Genomic DNA, 16,131 nt, shown 5'->3' on the forward strand with positions numbered 1-16,131 from the left:
TGCCATTGTGTATTATAATTCTAATTATTGGATAGTCTCGTCGTCATCAGAACAGTATGAAATGTCTAGGGAAGACACAGACCCGAACATCAGCAACGCATTCTCGATTCGTTAGTTGCTGTAGCAATAGTTCAACCTTGGATTTCGTACTCAGCGTGTAGAGCGAGAGTCTTTTGGCCCCTCAATGGGCGAGGGGCTCGCTGTACTGGCGGGTTCCCTGAACACGGTGAGAACAATGACAACCAGAGACATCTACGAGAGCGGATTCGACGAAGACGTCCGAACGGAATCGAGTGCGAACCAATGCCCCGAGTGCGACGGCCAAGTCACGACGAACGCGGTCGAAACGGTCTGCGAGGACTGTGGCCAGGTCATCGATGAACAGCGCATCGATCACGGGCCGGAGTGGCGGGCGTACGACGGCGAGGAGTGCGAACGAACGGGCGCCCCACTCACTGCGGCCCGCCACGATCGCGGCCTGTCGACGGAAATCGGTCGCGGCACCGACGCGAAGGGGAACGAACTCTCCGCGAAGAAGCGACGGCGACTCGCGCGGATGCGCCGTGAGCAGACCCGTAGTCGTTGGCGGTCGAAAGCGGAACGGAATCTCGCCCACGGACTGAGCGAGGTGCGTCGGTTGGCGAGTGCGCTCGAGCTCTCCGTTTCGGTCCGCAACCAGGCATGTCATCTCTTCCGGAGCGCCCAGAACGAGGATCTGCTTCGTGGCAGATCCATCGAAGCCATCGCCGCGGCTAGCGTGTACGGGGCCTGCCGGTGCAACGGCCTCTCGCGGTTAGTAGACGACATCAGCGAGATGGCCCGCGTCGCGGAGTCACGGGTCACGAACGCGTACAAAACGCTGAACGAAGAGCTGGGCCTCCCCGCTGAACCCATCTCCCCCAGCATGTTCGTGCCGCGACTCGCCTCGGACCTCGAGTGCCCGGACGAGATCCGACAGCGGGCCCGAACCCTCGCAGAGCAGGCCGAAGAGAGCGGCGTCACGACGGGCGTCCATCCGGCCGGGTTCGCAGCGGCCTGCCTCTACAAGGCCGGTCGCGAAGAGGGGCGATGGCTGACGCAATCTGAAGCCGCGGACGTGGCGAACGCCTCGAAGGCGACTGTTCGGGCACACCGGGATACGTTGGAGGAACAGGTCGCCTGACGCAGTCCACTGTCTCTCCGTCTGTACTGCACATCGTTCTATCCACGCTACGATTTAAACACGAAGACGAGCCATGTTCTCTGTAGACTACTCTATGAACGGTCGTTACTCCGACTTTGAGGAACTGCGGGTGACCGGCGAGGCGTCCCACATTCCGGACACGAGGCTGGACGACGGCTGTGAGGGTGCCCCCCGGCGGCAACGTGTCGCGACGAGCTCTGGTGGCTACCCCGATGCGCCGACGGTAACCGACGGCGAGTGCCAGTCGTGTAGGGCGTCAGTCCCAGACGGCCAGACGAAATGCCGGTTCTGTCTAACCAACCATCTCGGAAGTGACACCACCAACACGGACGAGTCAGAGTCGACGACGTTCCTCGGCATCATCTACCTGGTCGTCGAGTCAACCACGTTCTACGGCGCCGTGGCGAAGGGCGGCGCCGCGGCGAACCTCCTCACCGCCAACGACGCGGAGCCGGCCGTCGACGACTACACGCTCATCTACGATCTCGACGAGGCGCCGGCGCGCCAGCTGGCCGAGCAATGGCCCTCACTCCCCGACGCGGTACAGGTGTCGTCAGAGGAGGGAGAGCAGCTTCTCAGTGCCGCCCGTGACCGGACTGGGTGGCACGGGCAGGGAGCGTCGGAGCGTCAGGAGCAGGCCCCGACGCGGCTCTACGACCAGCGTGGGGACGGCATCCGCGACGCGTCGCGTCTCGACGCGGTCCTCGACGACGCCGACGACGCGGTGTGGCTGGTTCCAGCGATGGCGCTGACCGAATCCACTGGCGAGGCCGCGGCTGATCGCCAGGTGTCGTCAGTACCGGCGACGCAGGAACTCGACTGTCAAAACTGTGGACGGGCGACCAACCATCAGTTCAATACCCACGAGTCGGTCCCGGATGAGGCGTGGACGGGGCAACCAATCTGGAAGTGCCGGGTGTGTGGCTTGGCTCGCTACGGACCCAGTCTCGAGTAGGGCCAGTGCTGGACGTCGATTAACCAACATCCTGCGCGTAGCGTCGAGGTTCGTTGGTTAAGACCGTGATCACCTGCAAGCCCGACACCAGTCTCGATGGGGAGTCTTTCCGCGCTGGCGAGCGGTGAGGTGCTTCCGATGGAGCAAGAGTTCAAACAGGGCTACCGGATGCATCGTGTACTCAGCAATCTCAACCGACTCGACGTCGACCGGTTGGATAGCGCGGATCGAGAGCGAGTCGAGACCGCGAGAGACCTCCTGGAAAAGGTGAGCCTTCTCACGTGGCCGGGCGACGGAGCCGCGGCGGACGTCCACACAGACCCCTAACTGGAGGCGCCGGCCACGCCTCCAGAGGTTTCACGCATCTGTTTATCGTCCGCGACAGGCGTGCGGAGGCAATCCCGCGAAGTCCAACGTGGCCATCCTCGGCCGGATTGGACTCGTGGTGACCAAGGTTGAGGAAGAAGGGTGCGAGATAGTGGTATCAAGGGTCGTCACTAAGGTAGCTGTCAAGAAACTCCTTATCTATCTCGTATCCGGCTGCTGCGAACCGGTTTGCGACCCTGTATGCGTGGGATCCTGGTTCATCCCCTGCCCGGACCGCGTTGGTATACAGCGTCTCACGCATTTCGTCCTTACTTGAACGGGCGACATTATACCATTCGTCGTCAGGGACCGCCTCAACGATAACGTAGTAAACAGATATCGCTGCAGCCGGGTAGGTAGCTGACTGTTCGGCTAACCATTCCTCAAGGAGCCGTACATGCGGGGCCTGATGGATAAGGAAGGGCGCAGTGCGTTCGACAAGCACCTGCTCGTCTTCCAGGTTACTCGCATCGGTATGTTTGAGACACCGAAGGAAGTACCTGAACTCACGGTGGTACGCAGCACCGTCCTCAATGCCATCAATCTGTGTTTCAACTTGGTCAAGACGCCACTCCCAAAGCTCCCGGATCGCATCCCAGTGCTGGTGGAAGTCACTGTCCTCGTTATCAAGACCGTTTGCCAACGCTTGCGAAATGTTCGCAGCGGTTTCAGGACTCATCATCTCGTAGAACCGGGTTATCAGACTGTCCTCATCCTCAAGCGGCTCATCCTCGAAGATGTATGCCATAGCGACATGAGATGCTGTTGACTTGGCAGTGATCCATCCTTCATCGGACTCGTCTTCCGCTAACAGGTCCAACGCATACTGGTAGTACGGTCTGAGATGGGGATACGCTGAAAGAAGAAACGGGTTGCCCCGACTATATCCGTTCCATGTCGCCGCGAACAACTCCTTCGTCTCGTCCGTTTCGGGTGTTGGAAAGAGGTCGTCCAAATGTGTCCGTATCAGTTCTTCGTCTGCTGCCCAGAACGTTCTGAAATGGCGGCCCAATGCGGTCCGTACTGAGGTAGCAGTATCTTCACTGATTTTCGCTTCAATCACCTGGCGAAGCGGAGCGTCTAACTGGTCCTTCTCTAAACGGCCGTTTTGATCCTGCCAGATGAGATAGCTGACGATTGTCCTGATCCCGTGCTGTCGGACCTCCGGTTCAGTCGTACCGACGCCACCGATCCAGCTATGCGGTTGCTCCTGATCAGGATCCAAGTCAACGGGAGATGTTAATGCGATCAACAGATCTTCAACGCGTTCGATATACTGGATGGGGAAGTCAGCCTGGTCTGCTTGGATTCCCTGCCCGACCAGCCGAGCGATCGAGGTGCGGCACCGAGAACTCCACCGACCAGGTTCATCAACGACGGTCTCACAGAATGCCAAGATCGGTGGCCAAGGGAACTGTCCATCATCCTGGAGTACATCGACAAACGAATCGAGGACGACATCCGCGTACTGGGGTTTCCCCTTCTCGAGGATCTGGATCGCCTCTGCATACGCGGCCGGTTGTTCTTCGACCAGTTGTTGGAGCTGCTTTGCGAACCCCCAATGGCTGATATCTTCCCGTTCACCATCTACGAAGAACCGTCTCCCATACTCAGGCGGGTCCCAATCCACACACTTCTGTAGGACCGTTTCAGCATCTCGATCACGAAGTGTGTCAAGTTCCTCTGGCCCTCGCTCGTTCACAACACCTCCTCGAACTGATGGCGTGTATGGTTCGGACGCAGTCTGTTCGGGAACGCCATACTTGTCAACCAATTCGTCGATGTACTCCTGCTGATCGTCTGACACCTCTCCGTCGAGAAGGTACAGGCGTTTGAGCCGCCAACGCTCAACACGTTCCTGTACAATCTCTTCTTTCGATTGCTCACGGTCAGGCGCTACCTGGGCAGCCCGGTCCTCAATCCATTTCCTCTCTCCCGGACCGTTGCGGAGAACCTCATAGACATGGTCCTGCTGGTCTGTATCGAGGTATGGATACCCAATCTCCACTAACCTGTAGAAATCATACTGGATGCTGTCATCGTCGTAGTTCGATTCCTCGCCCAGTTCGTCTGCGATGATCTCTCGGTAGACATCTGGATGCTGGCTAAGGAGGAACAAGCCGATCCGACGGAACGCAGGAATGGTGTCATCCAGATAGGAGATGATGAGAGCTTCCCGGTCATTCCCAGTCGGATCAGCACTAACCCACTGCTTAGCTGCGCGGCTCAGATACGTGAACAGAATATGCTTCCGCTCACCGGTATTTTCATCACCATAATCAAGTTCCGAGATTGGGGTTCGGCTAGCCACCGATTCATAAATTGAGTCGCCTTCAGGATCAGTTTCAGTATCCAACGTCTGTCGTAACGCCTCTTCTAATGCATCAAGGAAGTCACGGCCACACGCCTCGACAAAGGTCTCACGTGTTTCTTGGAACAATTCATGGAGTTGGTACTGTTCGGACTGCCGATCCTGTTGCCAGTTAACGTCAGTACTACGCTGTGGTGACTGAAGCACTCCTCTCAATATAGTAAGTGCGGCATCTGTCTCGTTGTGTTCGATCAAGTGCTGGATGAGCTGTATAGCATAGAAATCCAGTTGTTGGAATGACTCTGACTCAGAGACCCATGACTCAATAACATCAGATGTCTCGGCTGCTGCATCCGCCGGCAGATCGCCCGCGATACTGATCAACCAACGTCGTGTATTCGAATCATCGGTGTCGAGATTAGTGATGACCTTGACCACAAAGTCCGGGTGAACGTCAACGATACTGTTCAGGTACTGCATGTGAGGGACATCCGGATCAGCGAAGACCCCTTGATCGTAGAGTTGTTCAGCCCACGATCGATCAACCTCCTCATCGAAAAAGTACCCTGCAAGCGGCTCCCGTCCATCCAAGACAGACAGCACCGTCGACACGACAGTGTCCGACACATCATCTGTCGACCATACTTTGAGCTCATCAAGCAGGACAGTCGCCGTATAGAACGGCAACCCATCCTCACCTAACGCTGTTTTCAGAAAATCAGCTACTGTCTGCTGTTGATCCTGCAACTCAATCAGGGCTGACAGATGATGGGTACAGAGCGTGGTGGAATGGGTTCCCTGTTCGAAATCAATTCCATCGGAAGCTAGCTGGCTTTGAAGCTGATCTGCGTAAAAATTGAATGCTGCCGCATGGATTTCGCCAGGATCCGACTCTTGACGAAGCAAGAATTCCCGGAATTTGTCGTGGATCGCGTACCGTGTCGTCCCGTCGGAACCATCCCCCCTATCTTGGACAATCACCCGCCTATTGAGGCCACGTAACAACCGGCGGACACCGACCTGATCAAACCGGTCCTCGTCCGCCAACACAGAGCTACACACATGTTCATTCAGTTCGGTGAGCGGGGATGTCGCTTGGAGGAACCGCTCTTCGTCCCGGGTCAACGCATCCAGATACTCCACCTCGATATAATCACGGATCTCCCCTTCAGGAACTTCGATGGCGGATGCAGGGTCCTCGATATCCGCTAAGAGTCCCAAATAGTACGGATGGCCACCCAGCCGGTCATGCAATTCCCGTGCTGTGGTTGGCTCCATCTCCGGTACTTCGTTCGTCAGAAGTTTAACAGACTGTGCCTCACTGAACGTGGAAAGACGAGTCACCGGGACTTGGCCTGCAAACTGCAGTCGCCCTGCTGAAAGCAAGGTGACCTCCGGTCCGAGAACTTCGGCTATCTCGACGAGGGCATCCTTGATTTTCTCCTCATCATCGTCGACATTGTGTACGTCGTCAAGACAGATGAGACGCGTGTGACCGTCTGGAACATGGTCAGCCATCTGGTCAAGTGCCTCAATATACTCAAACCTGTCTTCAGCCCAATCGGGAGGATTTCGTGTCCATGAGAGACCGCCTCCGACAGGGCCTGCACTTCCAGAGACACCGGTGACTTCTCGGTCGCCTTTCTTCACTGATTTCGGGATATCGCTTAGGATTGTTCGGTAGATTTTCTGTGCCACTGTTGGGACACTGTGGTGAGAGCCTAATTCGACTCGTTCGATGGAGTACTCGTCACCGAACTCGTCCTCAACCCAATCAAGAAGATAAGTCTTCCCAACACCTGGCTCCCCCGCAACATGGAACAGCGTATCATCTCCGTCTAACCGCTGAGCTATCTGTTCCTGAACGTCTTCTCGAGGAACATAACTTTCTGCCAACGGAGACGGATCGATCTCTTCTTCCTCCTGATCACGCCCGATGAGGTTCTTGAATTTCCTCCCAGCTCTCATGATGAACGATCCCATATACTCTACCTCACCAGATACTTCCCGTTTAGCACAGCTGATACAAATAGGAAGGGGAGGCTAGCCGTTTCTGACCTCAAACCTGAATTCTACTTTTTACGAGGGTGTCATAGAACGATTACCACACCAAAGAGCAGGGTGAATGCTGAGATGGTATGGCCTCAGCGACCCTGCAAGATGATCCTTCGGTAGAGTCGTTCTTCAATGTCGCGGAGACCGAGACGCTAGCGTTGTTCGAGCACCTCTCCTTCGAGTTTCTCGAAGAGTTCGACGTGTTCGCCCCGGCGCAGACGGGGCGAACACGAGAGCATGAACCACCAGAGTTGATGCGTGGCTTCCTCCACTGCTACTACAAGGACATCTACGGGATTCGTCCGGTTGAGCGAGAGCTTCGGAACACGGTTGTTTGGCTCAGCTGTGGGTTCGATCGACCGCCGTCCAGAGACGCGGTCGATCGCTTTCTCACCGACCTCGAACACGTCGTTGACGAGGTCTTTGGCCGACTCGTCGAGCAGGCCGCCCGCCGCGGCCTGCTCGACTTGACTTACTGCATCGATTCAACTGACGTGAGGGCGATGCCTGCCGATCAAGACGCGTCGAAGTGCTACGATCCAACCGACGACGAGTACTACCACGGCTACGGCTGTACGATCGTCTCGACCGGACAAAAGATCCCGATTGCGGCGGAGTTCACAGAGAGTAAGCAAGCGCCAGAGGAGACGGCGATGCGCGTCACGCGTGACGCGCTCGCCGTCTCCACACCGATCTGGATGCTTGGAGACAGCGCCTACGACACGCTCGACTGGCACGACCACCTGCTGGCCGCAGGGGTCGTGCCAGTCGCTCCGTACAACGCGCGAAACACCGACGAGCCGAAAGATATCGAGTACAGAGTCGAAGACCGCATCGACGAACACAGCGAAGACGTTCAACTGAAGCAATCCACGTTGGATGAGACGTACAACCGCCGTACGGGGGTTGAACGAACCAACGAATCAGTCAAGGACTGCGGCCTCGGGCGAACGCACGCCCGAGGCCGCGTCCACGCACGAGCGCAGGTGTTCCTCGCACTCTGTCTGCGCCTCGTGGTCGCCATCACCAACTATGAACGCGGAGACAATCCGGGAAGCACCATCATCACGGTGTGAGAAGAGTTCTATGACACCCTCATTATAGCTTACAGAGTGGACTCTGTATCCTATTCGAGAGGTTATTGTGTATTTAGCGTGTTTCAAATGTCCCTAATAGAAACAACTATATGACTAGGTCCTGTTATCCATAATATGGAGGTTTCTTACGAACATGCGAATCCGAGGGCGGGCAACGAGTCGTTTCTTCTTCGGGTTCAACGAGAGTACGAACGGCAGACTCCCTGCATTCTCGTCGATGCGGGGGACGGCGTCGACACATCGACACTACTCGGTGACGACGAATACTTGGCAGCGATACTCCTCACCCACGCGCACCTCGATCACTACCAATCGTTGGACGAGGCCCATCGTGACGGGGCACCGATTTTCACGTCCCCCGGGACAGCGGCGATCCTCGAGGACGTCTTAGCAGAAGGTGTACGGCACCATTCGATGTCAGATCCTGACTCGATACTCGAACGAGTCGAAGCGATCGACGACTGGGCCGATGTCGTCGGTGATGACATCAGTGTAGCCCCCGTGCCAGCGGGGCATACGCCAGGGGCGTGCGGATTCCTGATTCGAGCCCGCGACGGACAGGAGAGTTTCCGTGCGCTCGCTACCGGGGACTTCACACGACGCGACGCTGGCGGATACATCGGATTCGATCCGGAACAGTTCCTCGAGGTCGATGCACTATTCCTCACGGCCGCGACGAACGATGGCGTCGACGAGACGATCACTGATATCGTCGAGACGCTCGCCGCTCGTGCCAACGCTGGCTCGAAGACGCTCTGTACGGCAAGTGGACTGACTGGCGTTCACCTCGCAACGCTTCTCGGTTCGATCGAACACGAACTCGGCTATTCAGTTCCAGTTACTCTCGTCGGACAAGTCGCGAAACTCTACGATGCATTGGAATATGACTATCCGAACGTGGAGACCATCCCAGAGTTCGCGATTCCTCACGACTGCCTCGAGGAAGGGACCGTAACTATCGCCGGGCCGGAGGTTCCGACCGAGGGAAGCAGCGAACGGCTCTTCGAGGCGATACGTGACGACGGGAATGCGACGCTGATACAGGTTCAGGGCGGAACCACGACTGCGAAAGACGCCGGCGACTTCGCTGGCACCGTTTCGTCGTTCACGTTTTCGAACCATCCGACCGAAGCGGTTCTCGACGAGGTCGTCGAAACGATCGCTCCGACCCACGTCGTCATCACGCACCAGCGTGGCCGATCCCTGAAGCGGTATAAAGACAAGTGGGACGCATATACGTGGGCAACCGGCAGTTCCGGAACGGAGCAGTTGTATCAGGACGGAAACTTCTGTGCACCGGACTGGATCGGTGATGCCGCGAAGCGACGTGTGCGTAATTGCGACGAGCAACGGAGCACGATCGACGTCGGAGACGGGATCCTGCAAGCGGCAGCGAGCGTTCCGGTACTCGAGCGCCGAGGGACGGCCACCCTCGAACAAGAAGGCGTAGACGTCGCTCGGCTCCGCGAAGAACTCCATATCGGTCGATCTCAGCCCGAGGAGGCAGTGGCGACTCAATCCGTAGAGCCCGAAACGGAGACAACTACCACGCAGAACGCACACGTCGCTCCAACTCATGCGACCGATGGCGGATTGTATCGAACTGTCGATCAGCCATCGAACGACACCAAGTATGTGACGCCGAATCCGTCGAAGGTGCCTGACGAGATCGTGAATCCGACGGTCGTCAACGTGCTGTGCGAGTCGGCGTCAACGGAGAGCAATACCTCCTCGGATGATACTACTGCCGAGCGGACATCGAAAGCTGAATCGAAGGAAGCCAGCGGAAAAGATGCTGATAGCCTCGGAGAGGACGAATCGGCTACCGAGACGGAAACCACTGATGAATCGACTGCAGTCTCGTACACGGAGCAAACTGAGAGCGAGACCGAGGACAAGAATACGGAAGATTCGGATTCGACAATGAGCAAAACTATAGCTGAAGAGACAACAGGGACGGTGACCGACGAAACAGTTCGGATCGATCCCGCAATTCGAACACTCGCCGAACGCCGGGCCAGTACCGAGGGCGAATCGACCGCAGCGTTCGTCGAGTCGGCAGTCAAAACGTACCTCACGGAAGTGCTACGGGGCAACCAGCCGTGGTCCGAATGGGAAGGAATCATAGAACGAAAACTCACGATCGATGCCGATCCGGCACTCGAGAAGCTCATCGCAACTACTGCTGCGAACGATGACGCCTCGGACGCGGAGTCCTTCGTCGTTCAGACACTCTGCGATGCGATCGGTCTCGATGTCGATGATCGCGAGCTACCGGTCAGTACCCTCGAGGAGATGGACGAACTCATCGTTGCGACGACCGAGAACGAGAACTGCCCTCACGAAACGAAGGACGAAGTCGTTCAAGCGGCTCTTGTGCGACAAGTCTTGTAATCGGTAGTAGTACAGTCTATCTACGAGAAAATCGAAATAGCGCAATTGAGATGCACGAATATTTATGCTGACCGCTAAAAAGGAGAGACAATGACCGACGCAGGTAGTGAAGAGAAGTTTATCGCCGACGCTAAGCGCCACAATGAGTGGTGGAGGGAGGAGCGACCGGCGACAGCCTTGGAAGCTGCCTCACTCACACCGCGTTCCGACTTTCACCAACTTCTCAAAACGGTCGACCAAGCGCGACAAAACGGCACGGAAAATCTCGTCTACCAGATCTACGGACAGACCGGAATGGGAAAGACGACTCTCTTCCAGCAGCTCATCGCGGCACTGCTGGATACAACCGATTTTCCGGGAGGAGGACGCGATCACGAAATCGCAGGATCAGTATCGCCACGCCAGATACTATATGTCCCACTCGAAGCGTCGCTCTATCACTTAGAGCGGCCAGAAGATGCGATTACGCGGTTGAAGCAAGTCGTAGACTACTTCGACTCACACGTTGCTCCGCGGCGAGGTCAAAAGTACATATTTCTGGACGACATCGGTGCGCTCAATCTCAAGGAAGACGAACACAATGAGCTTCTCGATCTAGTCGACCAGCGAACATATCTGTTTCTCACTGGAATCGTCGCTTCGCAAGTCGATCTCAAGACTCGATCAGATGCCGACGAAATAGACGCATTCGAAGGCCCCACACCAGTGCTCCCGATGAAATTCGTTGATACGGTTCAACATCGCTCCGGCGAGGGTGGCCTCCAAGTGGACCTCGGCTCCGAATTCCGGGAGCAACTTGAAGCATATCAGTCAGACGGATTACCCGGACCAGCACCGATCAAAGCGGTTCGACGGTCGCTCGATTTGAGAGACGGTGGTGCTAGTATCGATGACGCGATCGCGTCCCTCAATGAGCTCTATTTTGAACACCTCTCACCGAGTCAGCGAGATGACCTCCACGATGCGTCTCGTGAGTACTTGCAAATCGGCGGGACGGTACACCGTGCCAGTGACGCGTCAGTACGAAATGAACTCACTAAATCATACTTCTTGCTGTATCTGTACAAGGAGTTAGCGAAGCACGAATCCATTCAAAAGCCTGAAAATCTGCACAAACTCAGTTCGATTGCGGCGAGTCAAGCCGGCGAGGAACTTCGATACACGGATATCAGTGATCGAATCGGTGTCGATCGTCGGACTGTCGACAGTTATCTCGAGGCATTGGATGAGGGAATTGCAGTGTCCGAGTCCCACGATTACTCGCTTCGTCGATATCGACGAACTCGTCTGTATCTCCGCAATCCCCGGCACGTTGTTCTGCTATCACAGCGTCAAGAACACTATGGATTCGAGGAGTACAGTCACGAAGGTACACTCAATCACGAATTCGAGTATAAATTGGCCAGAACGGTCGCGTTCGACCACGCAAAGCGTCTCGCATTCACCGTCGGCGCCTACGACGTTGAATACTGCGAGACGAACTCTGGACTCGTGGATTACGTCCTACAGTGCGAGGGAAACGTTCTGCCGTTCGTACTCTCTTACCATCCCAATACGGACGCTGCCGAACAAACTGCGATCGAATTCGATCCTGCGGTCGGCCAACACACGAAACCCGGTAGCGAGGAGCTACAAGACTACAACTACAAAGCACCCTGCCGGTTCATCATCACAGATAGTCTTCCGAAAGACATACTCGAGCAGGGTTCGCTGCGTATTTCCTATGACGATAGCGATGTCTGCTATCTTCCATATTGGCTATTCTTACTGATCTGTTGAATCTTGAATTCATTTTCGCTGGCGACTCGAAGCGATGGACGTCTCACTCCTCTCGAAAGGTGGCCGCTACGAGGTACAGTCCGCGTCCGGCAACAGGTACGAACCCCGGTAGTACCTATTCGTGAGCTCTTGGACGCGGCCCTCGATCGGCATGGTCACCCCGTACCGCTCCTCGAGTTCGACCAAGGCCTCATTCGCGAACGTGGCGAACTGATCGTCCCCCAGGCGTTCGATCTGGGCTTCGAGTTCATCCCGGGCGACATCGTAATCGAGACCGGCCTGTACGAGCATATTCATGTCCTCGATATCGTCGTCGCGGCCGGCGATCAGTTTGAACAGAAAGATATCCTCATTGCTGACCAGCCGGACCGTCAGTCGGTCCGGGTTGAGGAACGGCTCTCCGTGCTCTTGCATCCCATCGGTGAGGACGAGCTTGTTCACGACCTGCTGATTGAAAATGTCGAGCCGACACCCATCGTCGTTCTCGACGCAGCTCGTCGCCCCAGCGCTTGGTAATCTGGATCCAACGACTGAACCTCCGCATACCCGAGATCCATCAGGACGGCCCACAGCTGGCCGTACGCGTCGCCATTCGGGACGACCAGGTCGATATCTTTCGTCGCCCCCTTGAGGTCGCGAAGCGACATCGCGCCACCACCGATCAGGTAGACCGTGAGCGGGGCTGAGAGGCCATCCGCGATTCGCTGGAACTCGTTCTCAATGTACTTGCGCCCGAATGTTGGTCTTATTGTGGTAGATCCACCTCGTAATCAGCCGCCAGCTCCTGGAACTCGTCCCACTCCGGGAGCCGGTCGTCGTCGACCTCGCCGTGCGTCTCGAGGTAGTGGAGCAAGGCGTCGATTTCGTCTTCGAGGCCATACTTCGCCGCTTGCTCTCGGAGGTCCGCCTCGTCGACGTCGACGTGGCTGAGCAGGAGGAGACAGTACGAGCGGTGGCGGCTGCCGTCGTCGATCAGCAGCGTGTGACAGCAGAGCTCCGCCGGCGAGACTTCGTCAAGTTCCTCGGAGGAGACGTAGTAGCGGTGGCCGGTGAGCAGGAACTGGAGGTCGAAGGCTGCGAACCGAGTGAGGCCGGTTTCGTGGAACGCCTCTGCGTCGATCTCCGTCTCGGTCTGGGCGAGGAATTCGTCGTAGTCCTCCCAGAGAATCGTACCCTTCGGGGCAACGGCTTCGAGGCGCTGGCGATGTAGATGATGTGCGAGTTCACGGGCGAACTCGTGGAGGCGGTCGAAATCGGCGTTGAACTCGTAGTGGCCGTCGACGGTCCCGACGAGCCCACGGTCGCGAAACCGCTTGAGGACGCGGTTGACCGTGTTGCGGTAGTTGTCGCTCCGGTCGGCGATCTCGGAGACGGTTTGCGGCTGGTCAAGGTAGTACAGCACTTCGAGTGCCTTGCCGGTCAGCAGTTCGGGGAAGTCGATGTGGGAGTGCTGGCGGACGAGGTCCTGATAGAGTTCGACGGTGCAAGCATCCGACGGGATGACTCGTTTTCGCCGCCCGTCGCGTTCCGTGTAGACGAGCCCCTTCTCGACGAGGTCGCTGACGGCCCGAGAGAGGTAGCTCTCGCTGTGGTCGAGCTTCGTCGCGAGTTCGGAGATCGTGTCGCCGCGGTCGACCGTGGCGAGGACCTCGAGTTCGATGCGCCGGAGCATGGTGTAACATAGTACGAAACCTCTTTATAAGGAAGGTTCAAGTAGTGTTACGACCAGTGGAAATTTTGATAGGTAGCTCGGAGGGTTTAACCAACAAAACTATACTGATGTCTAGTGTTGGTTAATACGGATTGGTCTCAATGTCCTACGAGCCACCGACGCCCCCATCGGAGCTCCCCAACGACATCGTCGATACGCTTGACGAATATTCACCCGAACGTCTTCAGCACGTCGCCAACTACGCTGAGAAACTGGCCGAGTACCGCGAGCGTGAAGCCCGTCTCGCTGAGCAAGACAGCGAAGACGAGGTCAAAGAACGACCGGATGATCTCCCAGATGACGTCCCGTCAAAGGCGACAATCACGATCAAAGAGATCAACGACAACCGCTACTACTACTGGCAGTGGCGAGAAGGGGATCAGATCAAGTCCAAATACAAAGGACCAGTCAATTCCGACGAGTAGGGGGCAACTGGAGAGATTTCGATTTCACCACACTCCGTGTGCGAAGAGAAGCACCTCAGGACTCGAGAGAGACCACCCCAGTATGTCCAGTGTCTTCGTATCCTAGTGGGTCGTACTGCTTGTCAACGCGCCCCGGTATGTTCAGTGTCGATTAAACATACCCCAGTGCGTCCAGTGTCTCAGTTCGGCAGAACTCTGAACACCCCACCATGTCCAGTGTCTTCAGAGACGATTTTATCACACCCCAGTGCGTCCAGTGTCTGACTTCAGTTTGGATTGCAACTGACCGAGCCTTGGAGACACCCCACTGTGTCCAGTGTCTAACGGCTAGTAGCTCTGATTGAGCCGCTTCTGAATTGCCTCAGTGACCCCTACCATGTCCACTGTCTCATCAAGGGCCTCGAGCAACAGATCAGGACTCGTATCGAGCGAATATTCGTAGTACCGCCCACCAACCTCGCCCTTGTTTCGCTCTACTCGACTCGCGATCCCCAACATGGCGAGTTCGTTCAAGTGATCCCGCATCCGTCGGGGAACAAGCGGATCAATCGCCGCTCGTTCACAGACGATCTCGTACCGATCCTGAATCGTGCGTGCTCGAGTCGGCGTTTCACCTTCTTCGTGGAGCATCACTAACGCATAGAGGACAAGATGCCCTTGCTGAGTGAGTCCTGCAACGCCGTCAACGATGCGACTGCGCTCAAGCGATGCCCGCGCTTCGTCGACGTGCGTCTCGGTAACTTCTTCAGCACCTTGCTCAACAGCAATATCACCAGCTTCCATGAGCAAATCGAGGCTCTGGCGGGCGTCACCAGCATCTTTTGCACCAAACGCTGCACACTTCGCAATCACTTCCTTCGGTACAACACCATCGTAAAAGGCGATATCAGCACGTTGACGGAGGATATCGCGAAGTTCGTTCGCGTTGTAAGCCGGGAACTGAAGTTCCTTTTCACACAGACTTGATTGAACCTTCGAACTCAGACTTTCGCGGAATTTGAAGTCATTTGAGATCCCAATAATTCCGACCTTAGACTCCGTTAGGTTGCCGTTCGCTCGAGCACGGGGAATTTGATAGAGAATCGAATCGTCTTCAATATGATCGACTTCGTCAAAGACAATGATGATCGTTCCGCCGATCGAATCGAGTTCTTCCCATAGCCATTCGTTCACTTGACGTCGAGGATACCCAGTCGGCTTCAATTGATCGTCAGGATCACGAAGTTTGTTGATTAGTTGAATCGCAACCTGATAGCTCGTACTCAGATCCTCGCAGTTAGTCCGAATCGTAGTGAGATCAATATCGTACTCGGCGGCATCTGCTTTAAGTTCGCTAAGAAGATAGCGGGTACAAGCAGTCTTGCCGACACCAGCCTTCCCATATAAGAATACGTTTGGCGGCTGATCACCGTTGATGACCGGCTGAAGTGCGGAAATATACTGCTGGAGTTCGTCATCCCGACCGACAATCTCCTCAGGCTGATAATCTTCCCGAAGAGCATCCCGGTTACGAAAGATGTCTGTGTCAGGTTGGAACAACCCCATAGTGATCGTTGTTTGGGACTATTTGTGAACCTACATAAAACCATCGCGTCGAGTGTGTCCAGTGTGTCTAGTGTCCTGCCGAAACCCGTTCTCTCCCACCCCAGTATGTCCAGTGTCTCACGGAAAGTACGATGTATTCTATTTCACGAAGAACTCTAAACGCGGGAAAGATTTAAGTCCGATAACGCTAGACTAGTCCGAACGATATCTAGAAAACACGTTGTTGAGGTAGCTGAGAGCTAGAGCTGCACGGTAATAGCTTCTCACTCTGTCTATGGTCAAAGACACTGGACACACTGGGGGGTGTGTC

At 56.0% G+C, this 16,131-nt stretch carries 10 protein-coding genes and 1 pseudogene; 7 read left to right on the forward strand and 4 right to left on the reverse strand.

The window, feature by feature from the left end; genetic code table 11:
* Positions 1-235: 235 nt before the first annotated feature.
* The 3 genes from CHINAEXTREME_RS21110 to CHINAEXTREME_RS21120 all read left to right on the forward strand — a co-directional run bounded on the left by CHINAEXTREME_RS21110 (position 236) and on the right by CHINAEXTREME_RS21120 (position 2,465).
* Positions 236-1,162, forward strand: a complete 927-nt coding sequence (locus tag CHINAEXTREME_RS21110) for a transcription initiation factor IIB (protein ID WP_007143107.1) — start codon at positions 236-238, stop codon at positions 1,160-1,162.
* Between the two features lie 94 nt (positions 1,163-1,256).
* The gene (locus tag CHINAEXTREME_RS21115; protein WP_029601793.1) at positions 1,257-2,138 is read left to right on the forward strand and encodes a biosurfactant protein 1; all 882 of its coding nucleotides are present in this window, start codon (positions 1,257-1,259) and stop codon (positions 2,136-2,138) included.
* Between the two features lie 138 nt (positions 2,139-2,276).
* On the forward strand, positions 2,277-2,465 hold the full coding sequence (locus tag CHINAEXTREME_RS21120; RefSeq protein ID WP_029601792.1) for a hypothetical protein: 189 nt from the start codon (positions 2,277-2,279) through the stop codon (positions 2,463-2,465).
* 157 nt (positions 2,466-2,622) lie between these two features.
* On the opposite strand, the gene CHINAEXTREME_RS21125 is transcribed toward CHINAEXTREME_RS21120, so the two are convergent.
* Complete coding sequence (locus CHINAEXTREME_RS21125) at positions 2,623-6,798, reverse strand: ATP-binding protein (RefSeq protein ID WP_007143110.1); 4,176 nt, start codon at positions 6,796-6,798, stop codon at positions 2,623-2,625.
* A gap of 155 nt (positions 6,799-6,953) precedes the next feature.
* On the opposite strand from CHINAEXTREME_RS21125, the gene CHINAEXTREME_RS21130 reads away from it, so the two are divergent.
* The 3 genes from CHINAEXTREME_RS21130 (at position 6,954) to CHINAEXTREME_RS21140 (ending at position 12,140) form a co-directional block, all read left to right on the forward strand.
* Positions 6,954-7,946, forward strand: a complete 993-nt coding sequence (locus CHINAEXTREME_RS21130; protein ID WP_076738695.1) for a transposase — start codon at positions 6,954-6,956, stop codon at positions 7,944-7,946.
* A 135-nt stretch (positions 7,947-8,081) separates the two neighbouring features.
* Positions 8,082-10,361: an MBL fold metallo-hydrolase gene (locus CHINAEXTREME_RS21135; RefSeq protein ID WP_007143111.1), complete on the forward strand. Its 2,280-nt coding sequence runs from the start codon at positions 8,082-8,084 to the stop codon at positions 10,359-10,361.
* Between the two features lie 90 nt (positions 10,362-10,451).
* A complete protein-coding gene (locus CHINAEXTREME_RS21140; protein WP_007143112.1) occupies positions 10,452-12,140 on the forward strand; it encodes a DUF4143 domain-containing protein in 1,689 nt (562 codons plus the stop codon).
* 78 nt (positions 12,141-12,218) lie between these two features.
* On the opposite strand, the pseudogene CHINAEXTREME_RS21145 reads toward CHINAEXTREME_RS21140, so the two are convergent.
* Positions 12,219-12,889 (reverse strand): annotated as a pseudogene (locus CHINAEXTREME_RS21145) (DUF6036 family nucleotidyltransferase); the annotation flags it as partial.
* Complete coding sequence (locus CHINAEXTREME_RS21150; protein WP_007143113.1) at positions 12,886-13,812, reverse strand: MarR family transcriptional regulator; 927 nt, start codon at positions 13,810-13,812, stop codon at positions 12,886-12,888. The gene CHINAEXTREME_RS21150 and the pseudogene CHINAEXTREME_RS21145, both read right to left, overlap by 4 nt.
* 140 nt (positions 13,813-13,952) lie before the next feature.
* On the opposite strand from CHINAEXTREME_RS21150, the gene CHINAEXTREME_RS21155 reads away from it, so the two are divergent.
* Positions 13,953-14,276 (forward strand): hypothetical protein, encoded by a 324-nt coding sequence (locus CHINAEXTREME_RS21155; protein ID WP_007143114.1) that lies wholly within the window; start codon positions 13,953-13,955, stop codon positions 14,274-14,276.
* A gap of 327 nt (positions 14,277-14,603) precedes the next feature.
* Here CHINAEXTREME_RS21155 and CHINAEXTREME_RS21160 read toward each other — a convergent pair whose 3' ends face one another.
* On the reverse strand, positions 14,604-15,821 hold the full coding sequence (locus CHINAEXTREME_RS21160) for an orc1/cdc6 family replication initiation protein (protein WP_007143115.1): 1,218 nt from the start codon (positions 15,819-15,821) through the stop codon (positions 14,604-14,606).
* Positions 15,822-16,131: the final 310 nt, after the last annotated feature.

This window comes from Halobiforma lacisalsi AJ5, from assembly GCF_000226975.2.
In the GTDB taxonomy this organism is placed as follows: Archaea; Halobacteriota; Halobacteria; order Halobacteriales; family Natrialbaceae; genus Natronobacterium; species Natronobacterium lacisalsi.

Bases quoted from the DNA above. Each gene is read 5' to 3' on its own strand.
- CHINAEXTREME_RS21140 (WP_007143112.1), top strand. From the start codon at position 10,452: ATGACCGACGCAGGTAGTGAAGAGAAGTTTATCGCCGACGCTAAGCGC.
- CHINAEXTREME_RS21135 (WP_007143111.1), top strand. From the start codon at position 8,082: ATGGAGGTTTCTTACGAACATGCGAATCCGAGGGCGGGCAACGAGTCG.
- CHINAEXTREME_RS21150 (WP_007143113.1), bottom strand. From the start codon at position 13,812: ATGCTCCGGCGCATCGAACTCGAGGTCCTCGCCACGGTCGACCGCGGC.
- CHINAEXTREME_RS21155 (WP_007143114.1), top strand. From the start codon at position 13,953: ATGTCCTACGAGCCACCGACGCCCCCATCGGAGCTCCCCAACGACATC.
- CHINAEXTREME_RS21125 (WP_007143110.1), bottom strand. From the start codon at position 6,798: ATGGGATCGTTCATCATGAGAGCTGGGAGGAAATTCAAGAACCTCATC.
- CHINAEXTREME_RS21120 (WP_029601792.1), top strand. From the start codon at position 2,277: ATGGAGCAAGAGTTCAAACAGGGCTACCGGATGCATCGTGTACTCAGC.
- CHINAEXTREME_RS21130 (WP_076738695.1), top strand. From the start codon at position 6,954: ATGGCCTCAGCGACCCTGCAAGATGATCCTTCGGTAGAGTCGTTCTTC.
- CHINAEXTREME_RS21115 (WP_029601793.1), top strand. From the start codon at position 1,257: ATGAACGGTCGTTACTCCGACTTTGAGGAACTGCGGGTGACCGGCGAG.
- CHINAEXTREME_RS21110 (WP_007143107.1), top strand. From the start codon at position 236: ATGACAACCAGAGACATCTACGAGAGCGGATTCGACGAAGACGTCCGA.
- CHINAEXTREME_RS21160 (WP_007143115.1), bottom strand. From the start codon at position 15,821: ATGGGGTTGTTCCAACCTGACACAGACATCTTTCGTAACCGGGATGCT.